At 42.6% G+C, this 15,600-nt stretch carries 11 protein-coding genes; 5 read left to right on the top strand and 6 right to left on the bottom strand.

Going from position 1 to position 15,600, the window contains the following annotated elements:
* The first annotated feature begins 9 nt into the window (after window positions 1–9).
* The 3 genes from nrdI (at window position 10) to nrdF (ending at window position 3,625) form a co-directional block, all read left to right on the top strand.
* The gene (nrdI, locus tag FGL37_RS09830) at window positions 10–438 is read left to right on the top strand and encodes a class Ib ribonucleoside-diphosphate reductase assembly flavoprotein NrdI (RefSeq protein ID WP_081817996.1); all 429 of its coding nucleotides are present in this window, start codon (window positions 10–12) and stop codon (window positions 436–438) included.
* Entirely contained in the window at window positions 398–2,503 is a 2,106-nt protein-coding gene (nrdE, locus tag FGL37_RS09825) for a class 1b ribonucleoside-diphosphate reductase subunit alpha (protein WP_028071917.1), read from the top strand. The genes nrdI and nrdE overlap by 41 nt, the downstream gene beginning before the upstream one ends.
* A 135-nt stretch (window positions 2,504–2,638) precedes the next feature.
* On the top strand, window positions 2,639–3,625 hold the full coding sequence (gene nrdF / locus FGL37_RS09820) for a class 1b ribonucleoside-diphosphate reductase subunit beta (RefSeq protein ID WP_028071916.1): 987 nt from the start codon (window positions 2,639–2,641) through the stop codon (window positions 3,623–3,625).
* Window positions 3,626–3,989: 364 nt separating this feature from the next.
* Here nrdF and FGL37_RS09815 read toward each other — a convergent pair whose 3' ends face one another.
* The 6 genes from FGL37_RS09815 to FGL37_RS25360 all read right to left on the bottom strand — a co-directional run bounded on the left by FGL37_RS09815 (window position 3,990) and on the right by FGL37_RS25360 (window position 12,779).
* On the bottom strand, window positions 3,990–5,552 hold the full coding sequence (locus tag FGL37_RS09815) for a RagB/SusD family nutrient uptake outer membrane protein (protein ID WP_028071915.1): 1,563 nt from the start codon (window positions 5,550–5,552) through the stop codon (window positions 3,990–3,992).
* 17 nt (window positions 5,553–5,569) lie between these two features.
* Entirely contained in the window at window positions 5,570–8,746 is a 3,177-nt protein-coding gene (locus FGL37_RS09810) for a SusC/RagA family TonB-linked outer membrane protein (protein ID WP_028071914.1), read from the bottom strand.
* A 399-nt stretch (window positions 8,747–9,145) separates the two neighbouring features.
* Complete coding sequence (locus tag FGL37_RS09805) at window positions 9,146–10,861, bottom strand: GMC oxidoreductase (protein WP_028071913.1); 1,716 nt, start codon at window positions 10,859–10,861, stop codon at window positions 9,146–9,148.
* 7 nt (window positions 10,862–10,868) lie between these two features.
* Window positions 10,869–11,357 carry a gluconate 2-dehydrogenase subunit 3 family protein gene (locus tag FGL37_RS09800; protein ID WP_028071912.1) on the bottom strand — a complete coding sequence of 163 codons (489 nt, stop codon included), beginning with the start codon at window positions 11,355–11,357 and terminating at the stop codon, window positions 10,869–10,871.
* Between the two features lie 85 nt (window positions 11,358–11,442).
* Window positions 11,443–12,108: an HAD family hydrolase gene (locus tag FGL37_RS09795; RefSeq protein ID WP_028071911.1), complete on the bottom strand. Its 666-nt coding sequence runs from the start codon at window positions 12,106–12,108 to the stop codon at window positions 11,443–11,445.
* Window positions 12,109–12,140: 32 nt separating this feature from the next.
* Entirely contained in the window at window positions 12,141–12,779 is a 639-nt protein-coding gene (locus FGL37_RS25360) for a hypothetical protein (RefSeq protein WP_160169544.1), read from the bottom strand.
* 312 nt (window positions 12,780–13,091) lie between these two features.
* On the opposite strand from FGL37_RS25360, the gene FGL37_RS09790 reads away from it, so the two are divergent.
* Window positions 13,092–13,703 carry a fumarylacetoacetate hydrolase family protein gene (locus tag FGL37_RS09790; RefSeq protein ID WP_028071909.1) on the top strand — a complete coding sequence of 204 codons (612 nt, stop codon included), beginning with the start codon at window positions 13,092–13,094 and terminating at the stop codon, window positions 13,701–13,703.
* A gap of 76 nt (window positions 13,704–13,779) precedes the next feature.
* Window positions 13,780–15,504 carry a M23 family metallopeptidase gene (locus FGL37_RS09785; protein WP_037534321.1) on the top strand — a complete coding sequence of 575 codons (1,725 nt, stop codon included), beginning with the start codon at window positions 13,780–13,782 and terminating at the stop codon, window positions 15,502–15,504.
* The last annotated feature ends 96 nt before the right edge of the window (window positions 15,505–15,600 follow it).

The following is a 15,600-nucleotide window of genomic DNA, read 5'->3' as shown; positions in this document are numbered from 1 at the left end:
GGAGGCATCATGGACAACATTGGCAGTAATAAGATACACATCTATTACGATTCCAGAACCGGAAACGTACAGCGGTTTATCGATAAGGTAGCTCAGATCACTGGCTGGCAAATTCATAAAATTAGCGCCGACCTGCAGGTAGAACATCCTGGACATCTGGTCACCTTTACCACCAATTTTGGACAGGTACCCGAAAACACAAAAGAATTCATGAAACGGGAAGCGAAAAATATTTATTCCGTTACATCAAGTGGCAACCGCAACTGGGGCCCCAACTTCGGTTTAGCAGCCGACCGTATTTCACATGATTTCGACATTCCATTGGCATTCAAGTTTGAATTGTCTGGAACAATGGAAGATATAAATCAATTTATTGACATCTTAAAGAACTTTTGCGATGGTAGCAAACGAAGTAGCAAAAAACTGGATATTGCTTAATAATGAAATCATGATTAAGCATGATGACGAATTCAGCTTGCATAAAGACAAAGAGGCTGTTCGCGCCTATTTCTTGGAATATGTAAACAAGAACACCGTGTTCTTCTATACATTGAAAGAAAAAATAGACTATTTGATCGAAAACAACTATTACATTGATTTTTATCAGTGGTTTACATTTGAGGAAATGGAAGAAGTATATAATTATGTATATGCTAAAAAATTCCGTTTTCAGTCCTTTATGGCGGCATTCAAGTTTTTTCAGAGCTACGCACTACGCGATGACTCTGGCGAAAAATTCTTAGAGCGCTATGAAGACCGTGTCGTGGCAGTATCCTTATTCCTTGCAAGAGAAGAAGGTGTTCAAAAAGCAATCCAATATGCTGAGATCATGATTAACCAAGAGTACCAGCCCGCTACGCCAACATTTTTAAATGCAGGCAAAAAACGCTCCGGAGAGCTGGTATCCTGTTTCTTGGACGAGATTGGCGACAACCTCAATGGTATAGGTTATGCGGTAGACTCTGCGATGAAATTGTCATCCATCGGTGGTGGGGTTTCCTTTAACATCTCCAAGATCCGCGCACGCGGTGAAGCTATCAAAGGAGTTGAAGGTCGCGCTGGAGGTGTACTTCCCATTATGAAAATTATGGAAGATACTTTCTCCTATGCCAATCAATTGGGGCAACGTCCCGGTGCTGGCGCGGTATACTTAAATATTTTCCACTCCGACATTGAGGAGTTTCTCGATTGTAAGAAAATCAACGTCGACGAGAAAGTACGTATTAAGTCCCTATCTATCGGTATTATTGTTCCAGATAAATTCATGGAACTGGCAGAGAAGGATGAACCCTGTTATTTGATCTACCCGCACACAGTAATGCAGGAATATGGCCAGTATCTGGATGAGATGGATATGGACAAAATGTATGACGAATTGATCACCAATCCAAACGTCAAGAAAAAGAAAATCAATGCTCGTCACTTATTGGTGAAAATTGCACAGACACAAAAAGAGTCAGGTTATCCTTACATTTTCTTCAAAGAAAATACCAACCGTGTACATGCGTTGAACGAAATCGGCCAAGTGAAGTTCTCTAACTTGTGTACAGAAATCATGCAGGTGTCGCAGGTGTCAGATATCGAAATCTATGGCAAACAAGACACCATCCGGTATGGTATCTCCTGTAATCTGGGCTCGTTAAATATTGCGACAGTCATGGACAACAAGCGCATCAAAGAAGCAGTGAAAACAGCTATGCGTGCCTTGACAGTTGTTACAGACGTCACCAACATCGACATGGTACCGTCTATAGCAAAAGCAAACCGTGAGCTGCATTCGGTAGGTTTAGGCGCCATGAACCTACACGGCTATCTAGCCAAGAGCTTTATCATGTACGAGTCTAACGAAGCCCTGGATTTCGCCAATACGTTCTTTATGATGATGAACTTCTATTCATTGGAAGCTTCGATGGAGATTGCCAAAGAGCGCGGTAAGACATTTGTGGGATTTGAAAAATCAGCCTATGCCGATGGCAGTTATTTCAATAACTATGTTAACAGGGACTACCTTCCAAAAACAGATAAAGTAAAAGAGTTATTTGAAGGTGTGCATATTCCAACGGTAGAAGATTGGCTGGAGCTAAAAGCTAAAGTCAAAGAACATGGTATCTATCACGCCTACCGTCTGGCTATTGCACCAAACCAATCGACATCCTATATCATGAATGCGACCGCTTCTGTGATGCCTATTGTAGATATTATCGAGGTTCGCGAATACGGTGATAGTACCACCTATTATCCAATGCCGTATTTGACCAACGATAATTACTTCTATTTCAAATCGGCCTATGATATGGATCAGTTTAAGGTATTAAAGTTGATTTCGGTCATCCAACGTCATATTGACCAAGGTGTATCGACCATCTTGCATACCAATTCAAAAGACTCGACGAGAGATCTGTCTAGATATTATATCTATGCACATAAACTGGGATTAAAATCCCTATATTATACACGCACAAGAAAATCGACCATCGATGAATGTGTCTCTTGTTCGGCTTAATCCTGAGATTTTAGTATTTGGATATATAATGTGAAGAGGTCAAAAGTTGCCTAAGTTATTGGCAACTTTTGGCTTAATCGAACAGCATAAAGGCCAGATACATCATAATAAATGCTTAATACGGTAAAATAGAAAATGAGTAAAACATATAAAGCTGTCAATTGGAATACCCCCGAGAACGACTATGTACTGATGTTCTGGGAACAGAATATCCGTCAGTTCTGGATTGACACCGAATACATCCCTTCAAAAGATATCGATAGCTGGAAGCGCATTAGTCCAGAGATGAAAGAAGCCTATAAAAAAGCATTAGGCGGCCTGACTCTATTGGATACGTTGCAGAGCCATACAGGTATGCCGAAGATCATCGATCACATCGACACCTTGCAGAATAAGGCTGTATTATCCTACATGTGTATGATGGAAGCGATCCACGCCAAATCCTATTCCACTATTTTCACAACGGTGTCAACAACAGCTGAGATTAACGAAATCTTCGAATGGGTTCAGCAAAATAAATACCTACAATATAAAGCACAGATGATCGACGGTTATTACCGTGCCATCGATAAAGAAGACGCTTCGGATGAGGAGATCTATATGGCTATGGCTGCTTCGGTATTGCTTGAGTCGTTCCTGTTTTATTCAGGATTTTTTCTGCCGTTATGGTTATGTGGCCAAGGCGAGATGGTAGCATCTGCCGATATCATCAAGAAAATTATCGCGGATGAGTCCATTCACGGCGTATTCGTCGGTTTGATGGCGCAGGATCAATTCAAAACATTGAAAAACCAAGATCAGGTAAAAGCACGTTTTCTTGCCTTGCTTTATAATCTATACGAAAACGAGCTGAAGTATACAGAGGAGATCTATACAGAAGTAGGTTTGACAGCCGAAGTAAAAGAGTATGTGCGTTACAACGCCAACAAAGCTTTGATGAACTTAGGCTTTGACCCGATCTTCGAAGTCAAACAAGTGAATCCTATCGTGTTGAACGGCTTAAATACCGAGACAACGCAACATGACTTTTTCTCGAAGAAATCCACAAACTACGAGAAGGCTACAGAAATCGTTCACTTGAAAGATGACGATTTCAAAATGGAGGTTGTCGTCGATATATAATCTCATATGACATTAAACAATAAATCCCCAGAAGCTGGCTTCTGGGGATTTATTGTTTAATCAGTCGCTATTGCTGAAATGCTTTGATATCTAACCCGCGCCACGCGGCGTCCGACGACGCTCCAAACAGCCAACTCAATATAGGTGCTACACCATAAAATCATTACAACATTTCTATCCTCTCTCCTTTCGGTATCCACACTCCCGTCATAATGCGTCAGCAAGCGATTTTGCTAGCGGAGAGATTTAGGGCGTATACGGTGTTCAAAATATGCCAGGCTATCCAACATATTTTGAACTCCAATACAGTAGCCTAAACCAAACGGCCATCAAAGCGATGGCCGTATTAAGAAAAAGCTTATATCTATTGATATCCCGGATTCTGTGTTAATTTATTGTTTCGCTGGATTTCATCCGGTGAAATCGGCCACAGCAAATCCGACTCTTTAAACGTCGCTCCAGATGCATTTTTTGCTCCGATTAAAGGAACGAAATCCACTTTTCCAGCTTCTGTAGTCGAAATCACAGGGAACATCTTTGTCCGTAGTATGTCATCCCACATCTTAAATTCGAGTGGGAATTCACGTAGACGCTCTTTCCAACATTCTTTTACAAAGTCATCCGCAGATAGCGCCTGCAATTCGGAGGTAAAGTCCGCTACGGTTTTACCCTCAGTATTAGCCCGTGCTCTCACCTGAGCCAAATAGCCTGCGGCTTCAGCACTCACGCCTGAAGATTTGGCAATACCCTCCGCCGCAATTAAGAGTGCTTCAGGATAACGGTAAAAATTCCAGTCCTTTGTACCACGGCCTGTTACCGTCGCCGCCTGCTCATCAAAATAATACCAGACACCCGCCACGTCTGACGTCCACTTTTTACCATTTACTGGGTTAGTATACGACCAATGAAAGAATTGATTGGGCTGAATACGTAGATCCTTTGTATTATATACATTCAGGAATTGATCTGTAGGTCCGTAAACCCGCTCAAAAATTGAGTACTTATCAAATACAGCTGTTGCGGATGAACTAAAAGCGTAGGTTGTCCACGAGCCACTAGTGTTGATATTGGCATCGTATTCCTGAGCATAAATTACCTCCTCCAAATCATCGGTAGTTCGCAGCTTGTTGTAAGCGCTATTTAGCTTTAGATCTGCATTCTCTGTCATCTTATGTGGTGAATTGATAACGATCTTTGCTGTTGTAGCAGCATCTGCGTATTTACCCTGCTGTAAATATACATTAGCCAAAGTCATGGCGGCCACATATTTCCCTATTCTATGTCCGTTTGACGCAAAAGTTACAGCAGGCAAATCGGCTACAGCATCTTTAAGATCGGCTTCAATCTGCTCATAGACTTTTGTGACTTCTGTTCTCTCTAGATAAAGCTCGTCTGCAAGCGTCTCATTTGGTTTCAAAGACAACGGTATTGCTCCAAATGTTTTCACTAGATAAAAGTAATTATACGCTCTAAAAAACTTTGCTTCCGCCAACAAAGTTTTTTTACGCGATTCGTCCATGTTGATGCCCGGAATGTATTTGACCCCTGCATTGGCAATATTGATGGCCTTATAGCTATCATCCCAAATCGTATTCATCGTACTCGATACCACACTGATGTTTTGCTGCCGAGTCAGCTGCCGGGCAAATAGACAAACTTGTTCCTGACCTTCATAAGAATTTATAAAATACCCTGTCAGCATTGTATTAATTGAAGCTGTAGGTCCAATATAGGCACTCGCAGCAATGGAATAGCGGGACGGTGCACCACGGCGGTACAATGAATTCACGGTTGCCATCGCCTGACCATCATTTGCATAATATTGTTCCAATGACAGATTTGACCTCGGCTCCTCCTCCAAAAATTTATTACAGGATGTTGTCAGTGCCATACCGGCAAGCAACAACAGAAATAATTTATTTTTCATTTTTGATAAGTTCTAATTTAAAATGTAACATTTACCCCCAATGAGAAAGTTTTCGCTCTCGGATAGGCGAAAAAAGTCATGTTTTGACCAAACTTGCCTTCTCCTTGTGAGGTACTCTCTGGATCATAACCTTTAAAATCACTCGATGTAAATAAGAACGGATTATTTGCATTTGCATAAAGCCGCAATCTCTTCAAGCCAATACGCTTCAGTGCATCTGGTGTAAAGGTATACCCCAACTGAATTAAATTGACCCGAAGATAGGATCCATCAGCTATCCAAGAATCATCAACACTGGATTCCTGTCCCCGGTGCCCTCCATTGGTCAGATAGATTGCTTGCTGCATCGTATTTGGATTGGAACCGTTGTAGGCATCGGTCAAAATCTCCTTTAAACCATTGGTGATGCCGAAACGATCGTAGGTCGAATGGAAAAATTGTTGCATGATTTCTACACCTTTTACAAATTGAAGGTCAAGTGTGAAGTCAAAATTTTTATAACGTAAATTGTTAACAAAACTTCCTGTCCAATCTGGTAATCCTTTACCTATGATTTCCTTTTCTTTGCTACGTTTGGCACGACCGATATCTTCCATATTCGCATTTCCTGCATCTACATCGGCTTGTGTATATACGCCTAGTCTTCTGTAACCGTAGAAGCTATTCAAATTTTCACCGACACGAATAATGCTGTTGGGACCACCGACCCAACTGTTCATCTGAATATCCGCATTATTTTCGCCTAATTTCAGCACCTTATTTTTATTGTAGTTGGCATTTAAGGAGGCTCGCCAATTGAAATTTTCATTATCCACAATAGTTCCGTTAATCATGATATCCAAACCTTGGTTCTGAACAGAGCCAATGTTTTTCATCACCGTGCTAAAACCAGAAGCTGTCGGCAAGGGTGCATCCAACAATAGGTCTGTTGTTTTCTTTCGATAGTAAGAAACATCAAAATTTAACCTATTCTGCAAAAGTCCTAATTCAACGCCCACATCAAATTGAGCTGTTTTCTCCCATTTTAAGTCTGGGTTGGCAATGGTATTGACAAACGAATAAGGTGCCCGATTATTATTCAATAAGATCGTTCCGGCCTCAACAATAGCTAATGATTTGTACGGATCAATCTCAGAATTACCGGTCATACCGAAACTGGTATGGATTTTCATATTGCTGATGGACTCGCTGCTTTTCAGGAAATCCTCGTTGGAAACGTTCCAAGCTAAACCCACCGAAGGAAAAAACGCATATTTGTTGTTTTTACCAAATTTGGACGAGCCATCGTACCGCCCAGTTACGGTAGCTGAATAACGATCGTCGTAGGAGTAAGCAGCGCGTAAAAAGTAGGAGTTCATCGCCCACCTGTTCCAGCCTGAAGCAGGAGGATCAGGCGTAATGCCAATACCTAAATTATTATATTCGTAAAAATCATCGAAGAATCCTGTCGTACGTGAACGGTCGTTATCATAAGTCCGGGCCTGCCAGGACAATCCGGCCATCGCATTGATCCGATGTTTGTCGAACTGTTTATTGTAAGTCAAATAGGTCTCTTCCTGCCAATACAATGTGTTGGTATTATTGATTTCAGCCCAGCCATTAGGTTGAGAAATATTATTCAACGATATAGACGAATAACCTTTATAAATTTTTCTGTGGCTATCAATACCGAGCTGCGTTTTCAGATCCAAACCATCCGCCAAATGAAATGTCAGCGCAGCATTTCCAAAAATCTGGGTATTGTAACGCAGACGCTTTTGCTTATCCAAGATAGACACTGGATTGGCCATACCTTCAAAGCCCAGTTTTTCAGAAACAGTAGATGAAGCCGAATTGGTATATTCGCCATTTTGATCATAGACAGAATACCATGGAAGCATTTCGATCATCGTACGACGAGCTTCCTGGCCACCTCCATCTTCCGGTGTGTAGCGTCCCCAGGTGTGGTTGACCGACAAATTGACTGCTGTAGATAACCATGACGTGGGCTTTGAATCATAAGCCAGTTTTCCATTTACCCGCTTATTCCAGGTATTATTTACGATACCCTGCTGGTCAGTATAGTTCAGAAAAGCTCCGACCGAAGACTTGTCATCTCCTTGCTGAATATTTAACTGATGATTATGTGAAATAGCTGTCCGGGTGGCTTCTTTCTGCCAGTCTGTATCATATAAAGGATTACCATTGGCATCAAAATAATTCGGATCATTGAACCAGTCCTTTTTATCTAATGACCAAGGTACCCAGTTTTTATCCCTGTCCTTTAAAAACTTAGCCGCGTATTTATTTTCATTCTCCAATCCGATCATAAATGCATCCACCCACTCCTGCGCGTTGAGTACATCCATATAACGCTGTACCGAACTTACACCGGCAGAACCTTGATAGCTGATGGTACGGGTTCCATCCTTGTTGCCTCTTTTAGTAGTTACCAAGATAACCCCGTTGGCACCACGGGCACCATAAATTGCTGCGGAGGAGGCATCCTTTAACACTTCAATATTTTCGATATCATTGGGATTCAGCAAATGGAAATCCTCCATCACGACTCCATCCACCACATATAGGGGATTGGAAGATGAATTGATGGTTGCTACCCCGCGGATGACCACCCGATTGGCATAGGCACCCGGTTGGCTCGAGTTGGAGAAAATGTTTACCCCCGAGGCTTTACCTCTCAAGGCGTCCAAAGGGCTAAAGCTCTGATCTTTGATCATATCCGCTCCCTTGACCATCGCAATTGAACCGGTTACATCCGACTTACGCATAGTACCATATCCCACGACAACCACTTCATCCAATTGCCCCTGATCGTCTTCCAATTGGACGGTTACAGTCGCACCGGTTACAGTCACTTCTTTTGACTTATAACCCACAGAAGAGACTACCAGCACATCTCCGGAGCCGGCCTCAATAGAGAAATTACCCTGCGCATCCGATTGGGTTCCCTTCGATGTCCCCTTAACTGCGATAGAGACCCCGACGATAGGTTTTCCAGCAGCGTCCAGTACCTTTCCTTTCAACTGTTGCTGGCGAAAACTGGCCTCTTTTACAAAGGCTGCCCCTTCGTATTTAAAGGAAGTTCCGCTAGCGGCATTGACCTGTTGGAAAGTACCAGCAATGACAGCCAATGAGAAAAATAATTTCGAATTTTTCCCTAGCCGCGCAAATGATTTTACGTCAACTTTGCTCATATTAATAGTGATTTGGTTTATAAAAACGTTTTAGCAAAAAATTACTAGAAACGTCCAGTTTAATGTAGTTTTCCTTTAGTTAGTTCCTTTCAAAAAGGAGTGTTATTTGCCCAAAAAAGCTAGCTATCGGCTATTCGGTGAGACAATCAGTCCCGGTCAGATAGACAAGTTGTTCTCCGTTAGGCCGTAGTTTGGTCCTATAGTTAGTTATGCTAAATCGTTTTTCATTTTTGGCAAAAAAAATATTGATTTCTTAATTTGGTCTTTTAACTGTTTAATCTCTGTTTTTTAATGTTTGGTTATTGCTTTCATCACATCATGTGATGACGGTACTAAAATTAGCACTTTAATCTGAAAAGGGAAAGACTTATTTCAAAAATCTCTCCCCTGTCAGAATGATTAAATATTTCCTTTTTTCATTTCACTGACCGCATAATCTACAGATCGGGCAGAAAATGCCATATAGGTCAACGAAGGATTTTGAGTCGATGTCGATGTCATGCAGGCGCCATCTGTAACAAAGACATTTTTTACCGCGTGCATTTGATTCCACTTGTTGAGCACCGAAGTTTTCGGATCATGTCCCATACGGACACCGCCCATCTCGTGGATATCAAGCCCTGGAGCCTGCCAATGTGTATCAGGCCGAATATTGGTAAAACCAGCATCTGTAAACATTTCGGTCATGACCTCGATGTAATCTTTTTTCATTTTCTCATCGTTTTCATCGTAATCGACCGCAATCTTTAACAAGGGAATTCCCCAGTCATCCGTTTTGCTTCCATCGAGCTTTACCATACCCGACTCTTTTGGTATGGTCTCGCCCATCATATGTGAACCGACCTGCCAGATGCCCAATTTGGGATTCAGGAGATTATTTTTAAGGTCCAGCCCTAAGCCGGAGCGATCCGATTCTTTGCCTCGCGATGCGCCAAAACCAGCCGCATATCCCCGTAAGAAATCTGTCTCCTGCTTATGAAGGTTTCTAAAACGAGGGATATAACCGCCCCCCGCAGGATTTCGTCCTTCTACCGTATAATCTAAATGCCCTTCATATTCGGCATAGATGCGGGCACTATAGTTATGGAATGCTACATATTTCCCTAATACCCCACTATCATTTCCTAAACCATTTGGAAAACGGTTAGATTTGGAATTCAGCAGAATCAAATTTGTGTTGATTGCGGCAGCATTTACAAAAATCAATTTTGCATAGAAGTCAATTTCCTCTTTGGTATTGGTATCAATGACCCGCACACCAACTGCCCTACCTTTTTGTTCGTCATATAAAATAGAATGCACGACTGAGAATGGACGTAGGGTCATATTACCCGTCTTGGCCGCCCAGGGTAGTGTCGTAGCATTAGAACTGAAATAACCGCCGAAAGGACAGCCTCTTTGACAGAGCACACGATTCTGACACTGCACACGGCCCTGTTCGATATGGATTGGATTTGGCTTGGAAAGGTGAGCACAACGTGCAGAAATCACTTTTCGTTCCGGATATCTCTGCTGTACTTTTTCTTTAAAATATTTTTCGACAATATTCAGCGGATATCCGGGCAAAAACTCACCATCTGGTAGTTCTGGAAGCCCGTCATGATCGCCAGCAATACCAGCAAACTTTTCGACGTAAGCATACCACGGAGCCAAGTCCGCATAGCGTATCGGCCAGTCGACAGCAAAACCATCGCGCGCCGGACCTTCAAAATCAAAGTCTGACCAACGCTGAGTCTGCCTAGCCCACAACAACGACTTCCCGCCTACCTGATACCCCCTGATCCAGTCAAAAGGCTTTTCCTGTATATATGGATGCTCATTATCCTTGACAAAAAAATGCGCCGCATCCTCATGAAATGCATAGCATTTGCTAACGATTGGATTTTCCTGCTTGATTTTGTAAGGCATCTCATTCCGATGCTCAAACTCCCAGGGCATCATATTGGTCGTCGGATAGTCCTTGATATGCTGTACATCCCGTCCACGTTCTAACACCAGGGTTTTTAGCCCTTTCTCACACAATTCTTTTGCGGACCAGCCACCACTGATACCCGAACCTATTACGATTGCATCATAGGTCCTATTTTTTTCACTGTCAATATTTAAATTTGCCATGCTGGATCTATCCCTTTATGTTTACCGCTCCATTGTACGGTCCTGGAATAAGTTTGTAAACGACTTTATTCTTCATTACATATTCCGAATTCATATATCCCTGGATTGCCCGCGATTTAAAAATATCAAAGAAGGCCTTCTCATCGGTCTGATCTTTCAAATTTAACAACGCCGTTTTTGTAGCTTCGCTGTCTGTCAGATTTAGCTGCTTCCGCAGTTTGTTGAATCCACCAACAAATTTCTGCTGATTTTCGGGCGACTCACAATCGTCGACCATCTTCATCACAAAAAGATGTAAATTCAGGTCTTTTCCTCCCGGCGTATCTGTCTTCGGAATAAGAATATCGGCCAAATCGCCCAAAAATTGCTCGTCAGCAGCTGAAATTTTCAGCTTATTCAATACAATTGACGCTCCTCCATCATTCAGACAGGACGACAAAATGGTCAGTCCTCCTGCTACAATGAAAAGTTGCTTGATTGCTGTTCTTCGGTTCATAATTCAGAATTCCCTTAACAATTCGGTAATATTACGTATATCCGAATAAAAATACAAATGCTAAAACGATTAAATCGAGCAGATATTACTGCGAAATCCACTTCGCTAGCATTTCTTTTGCTTCCGACAAGTTTTCCACAATGTTTTCCACAGTTGTTAGTCTAGCACGTTCTACCGCCTGCTTCGTTACAGCGATCAGCTGCAGTCCGGCTACCAGAGCCGCAGTACTACCAGTGATTGTGTCTTCAATCGCTACGCAGGCCTCACCTGGCAAATCCAGCTTCTTCAATGCCAAAAGATACGGTTCGGGGTCAGGCTTGGGAGACTCCACACATTCGCGGGTCACAAAAAACTCAAAATAACGTAGCAGCCCATGTTTGCCGAGCACTGTATCCACGGTACTGCGGTAACTTGATGTCACCAATCCGATACGGATCTGCTGTTCTTGTAGATAAGCCAAAATTTCTTCAGCGAAAGGCATCAGCTCAATATCGCTCATATTCGAATCGGCATAGGCGGCACGGGTACGTTTCCACATATATTCTTCTGTGGTATCATAACCGCAGACTTCCACCAAGCGCTTCACATTATGTGCGAGTGTATGCCCGGCAAAATCGCGGATCCAATCTTCATAGGTTATCTTAAGATCAAATTCTTGCTGTAATATAGGAGCCCAGTTTTTAAAATAAAAGTATTCGGAATCAATAAGAGTACCGTCCAAGTCAAACAATACCGCCTGTAGTTTATTCATAGTGTTAAAGATACACAAATCACTTGAATTTCCTACAAAATAGGACCGCAATATGCTGAATCTGAGAAAGCACCATGAAAGGTATCCCAAAAGCCGATATAAATGTGATAGTTCGTATGAGAATTGGTCAATGCCGGAATCTTGACCGTGCATTCTCCCTGAGCAGCATCCGCTACAGCCATCTCAAGATCTCCATGGTCATCCAAACTGACCCAAGCTAAATTCACTTTATAAATGCTATCTTTATATTGAGGATTTGGCGTCCACGAAAGCTTTACACTATCGCCTTCAAGATAGGCCCGGGCGTCAGCGGGAGGCATGAGATCTCCGACAAAGACCCGGAGGTTCTCCAGCCTAATAAAGGGGTTATTATCCACATCCACGGATAATACTTCATTAAAAACCGTCTTTTGGGCCAGCTGAAATGCTCCGCATTTAGGGTGCTTGGCCGCCTCAAACTGATAACCGAAAGTAATAACCGGCTTTATCAAAGCACAAAATTCACTGCTCAATTTTGTTTTCCTCCGGTGCAGCAGTTGCGCTGCAGTGGGTGGCTTGGTACTTTTCCTGCGTGCACCGCGAATAATACATTTTCCGTTGAGATAATATCCGTATACCGATCCTACCTTACCTCGAAATCCTCCATTTGGTCCATCTTGTAATATTGCCATTTTCTCTCTTTTTAAACTGTTGATAATATTCATCCTCTCGTCCATAACAATTAACTATCCCTAAAGTTTGCATTTACTTAGATTTTAGTATGATTTTGTTTAGATTTTAGTTAGGTATTATTTAGATATCACCTATTCTATACCTAAGTAATACCTAAACAAACCCTAACTAAAGCCTATCTAAACAACGGATTTGTTCTCCATCAAGAGAAAGTTTGGTGGGCTCCTTTTTTGGATAAGCATAGGACATTTGTTAAGTTTGTCTGTTCAAGCGCAGTAGATTTAGAAACGCTCATATCAAACAATTTTATAATGAAAATAATTGCAATCGGTCGCAATTACATAGACCACGCTAAAGAGCTCAATAACCCTGTTCCAGAAAATCCCATCATATTCTTAAAACCTGATACAGCTGTTTTAAAAGACAACAAAGATTTCTATTATCCGGAATTTTCCAAAAATATCCAGTTCGAGACCGAAATTGTGCTGCGGATCTGTAAAGAGGGCCGACATGTGACCCCAAAATTTGCGGCAAGCTACTATGATGCAATCGGTCTGGGTATCGATTTTACCGCGAGGGATGTGCAACAAGAACTCAAAGCGAAAAGTCTTCCCTGGGAATTGGCAAAGGCCTTTGATCATTCGGCAGTCATCAGCAATTTGATTCCGAAGGAAGAAATTGCTGATATCTACGCGATCGATTTCTCTTTGCAACAGAATGGGCAGGCCGTTCAACAGGGGAACACCAAGGATATGATCTTTTCTTTTGAAGACCTTATCGTATATATTTCACGGTTCATCACGCTGCGTAAAGGGGATCTGATTTATACGGGGACCCCCGCTGGAGTGGCGTCAGTTGCAATCGGCGATGTGCTGGAGGGATTTATCGGGGCACAGAAAATGTTCAGCTGCAAAATCAAATAAGGCTACGCCACATTGCAAAATAGTTCCACGTGCCGGTCTTGAATCGCGCGGGGCGAATTCCTTAAACATGACAACTATGAACAAAACAATAGCTATGCTGATCGGTATGCTGCCGTTTATAGGTAGCCTGGTCCAGGCACAAGATATCATTAAAAGCCGTAACTATCCGCAGGACTATTTTAGCCGGCCGATGCATATTGCACCCCAGGCCTCTGGTTCATTTGGTGAACTCCGGGCCACACATTTTCACGGTGGAGATGATTACCGCACACAACAACGGATCAACATCCCGGTTCATGCGGCAGCTGAAGGTTTCGTATCCCGTGTCAGGGTACAGATCGGCGGTGGGGGCAACTACGTTTATATTGACCATCCGAATGGTTATACTTCGGTTTATATGCACCTCGAGAGCTTTAATGATGCACTGGCTGCAATTGTAAAAGACGAGCAGTATAAACAAAAACGATTTGATGTGGATGTCTTCTTACAACCGAATCAGGTGCCGGTAAAAAAGGGCGAATTTATTGCCAATTCGGGCAATACCGGTGGTTCGGCTGGGCCGCACCTTCATTTTGAAATCCGGGACACCAAAGCGCAGCTACCGCTCAACCCACAACTTTTTGGGTTGCTATTTCCGGATGGTGTCAAACCGGTCATCCGCGGGGTCACCATTTATGATCTGGGTGGGGAACTATTTGATGAGCATACTCCCCGGAGGCATCAGACGATACGCGCTATAGGTGATGGCAGGTACACATTGGCATCGAATGCACCGATTCCCGTTAACGGCACATTCGGAATTGGCATAAATACAGTCGACAGACGTGGCGGTATATCTTTTACTTATGGTGTGTATTCCATAGAACTCTTTTTGGACAACAAAAACATCAGCACCGTCGTATTCGAATCTATTCCTTTTGACCAGACGCGGGCTATACAGTCCTACATTGACTATCCATATTTTAAAAAATCCGGCGTTCGGATACAGAAAAGTTTTAAAGACCCCAACAATCCGATCAGCATCTACAAGTCTCTGAACAAGCTGGGCACGATCGAATTAAAAGATAACGATGTACATGAAGTCAAATATGTCGTCAAGGATGTCCAGGGAAATAGAAGCGAATTGAACTTTACAGTGCAGAACAGTCCGACATTATCCATAAGCCGCAAACCGGCCGCAGGACTCAAAATGTTCCATTACGGAGATGAAAATAAATATGAAGCGGAGAACGCCAGGGTCTATATGGGCAAAAACATCCTCTACAACGATCTTTATTTCAACTATGCTCAGGGCGCCAAGCCAGCGAAGGGCTACTCCGCTATGCACTATATCCATAATTCATACATTCCTGTATTCGGTTATTATAAACTGATGATCAAGCCCGACTTTAGTTTGCCAGCACGATTATACGATAAAGCATTGATCGTCTCTGCTAGCGGCGGCGCACAGGGCGGGAAATACGAAGATGGCTGGGTAGTGGCCAATGTACGTGAATTTGGAGGCTTCTATGTCGCGGTGGATACCATTGCGCCGATCATCACCGCACGTAATCTCACAGATGGAAAGAATGTATCCCGGCAGCGGTCGATCGACTTTACGATCAGTGACAACCTATCAGGCATCGATACTTTCAATGCATACATTGACGGTAAATGGGTCCTGATGAAATATGATCCGAAAACCAGACATGTCTGGCACGATTTCGAACCGAATCTGGCTGCCGGCAACCATGTCTTCAAATTGGAGGTCAAAGACAATAAAGACAATTTAAAAGTGTACGAAGCTTCTTTCATCCGCTAACGTAAAAGTTAATCCAATGACAGCATATACTTTGGGCTACTGTCATTTGGTAAACTTGTTTAAGCAGTTGCTGGTAGTTTCATCAGATAATATCGT

The sequence above is a fragment of the Sphingobacterium thalpophilum genome, assembly GCF_901482695.1.
Classification (GTDB): Bacteria; Bacteroidota; Bacteroidia; order Sphingobacteriales; family Sphingobacteriaceae; genus Sphingobacterium; species Sphingobacterium thalpophilum.
Note: the sequence above shows the minus strand (reverse complement) of the source record. Positions and strands in the feature narration are given on the sequence as shown.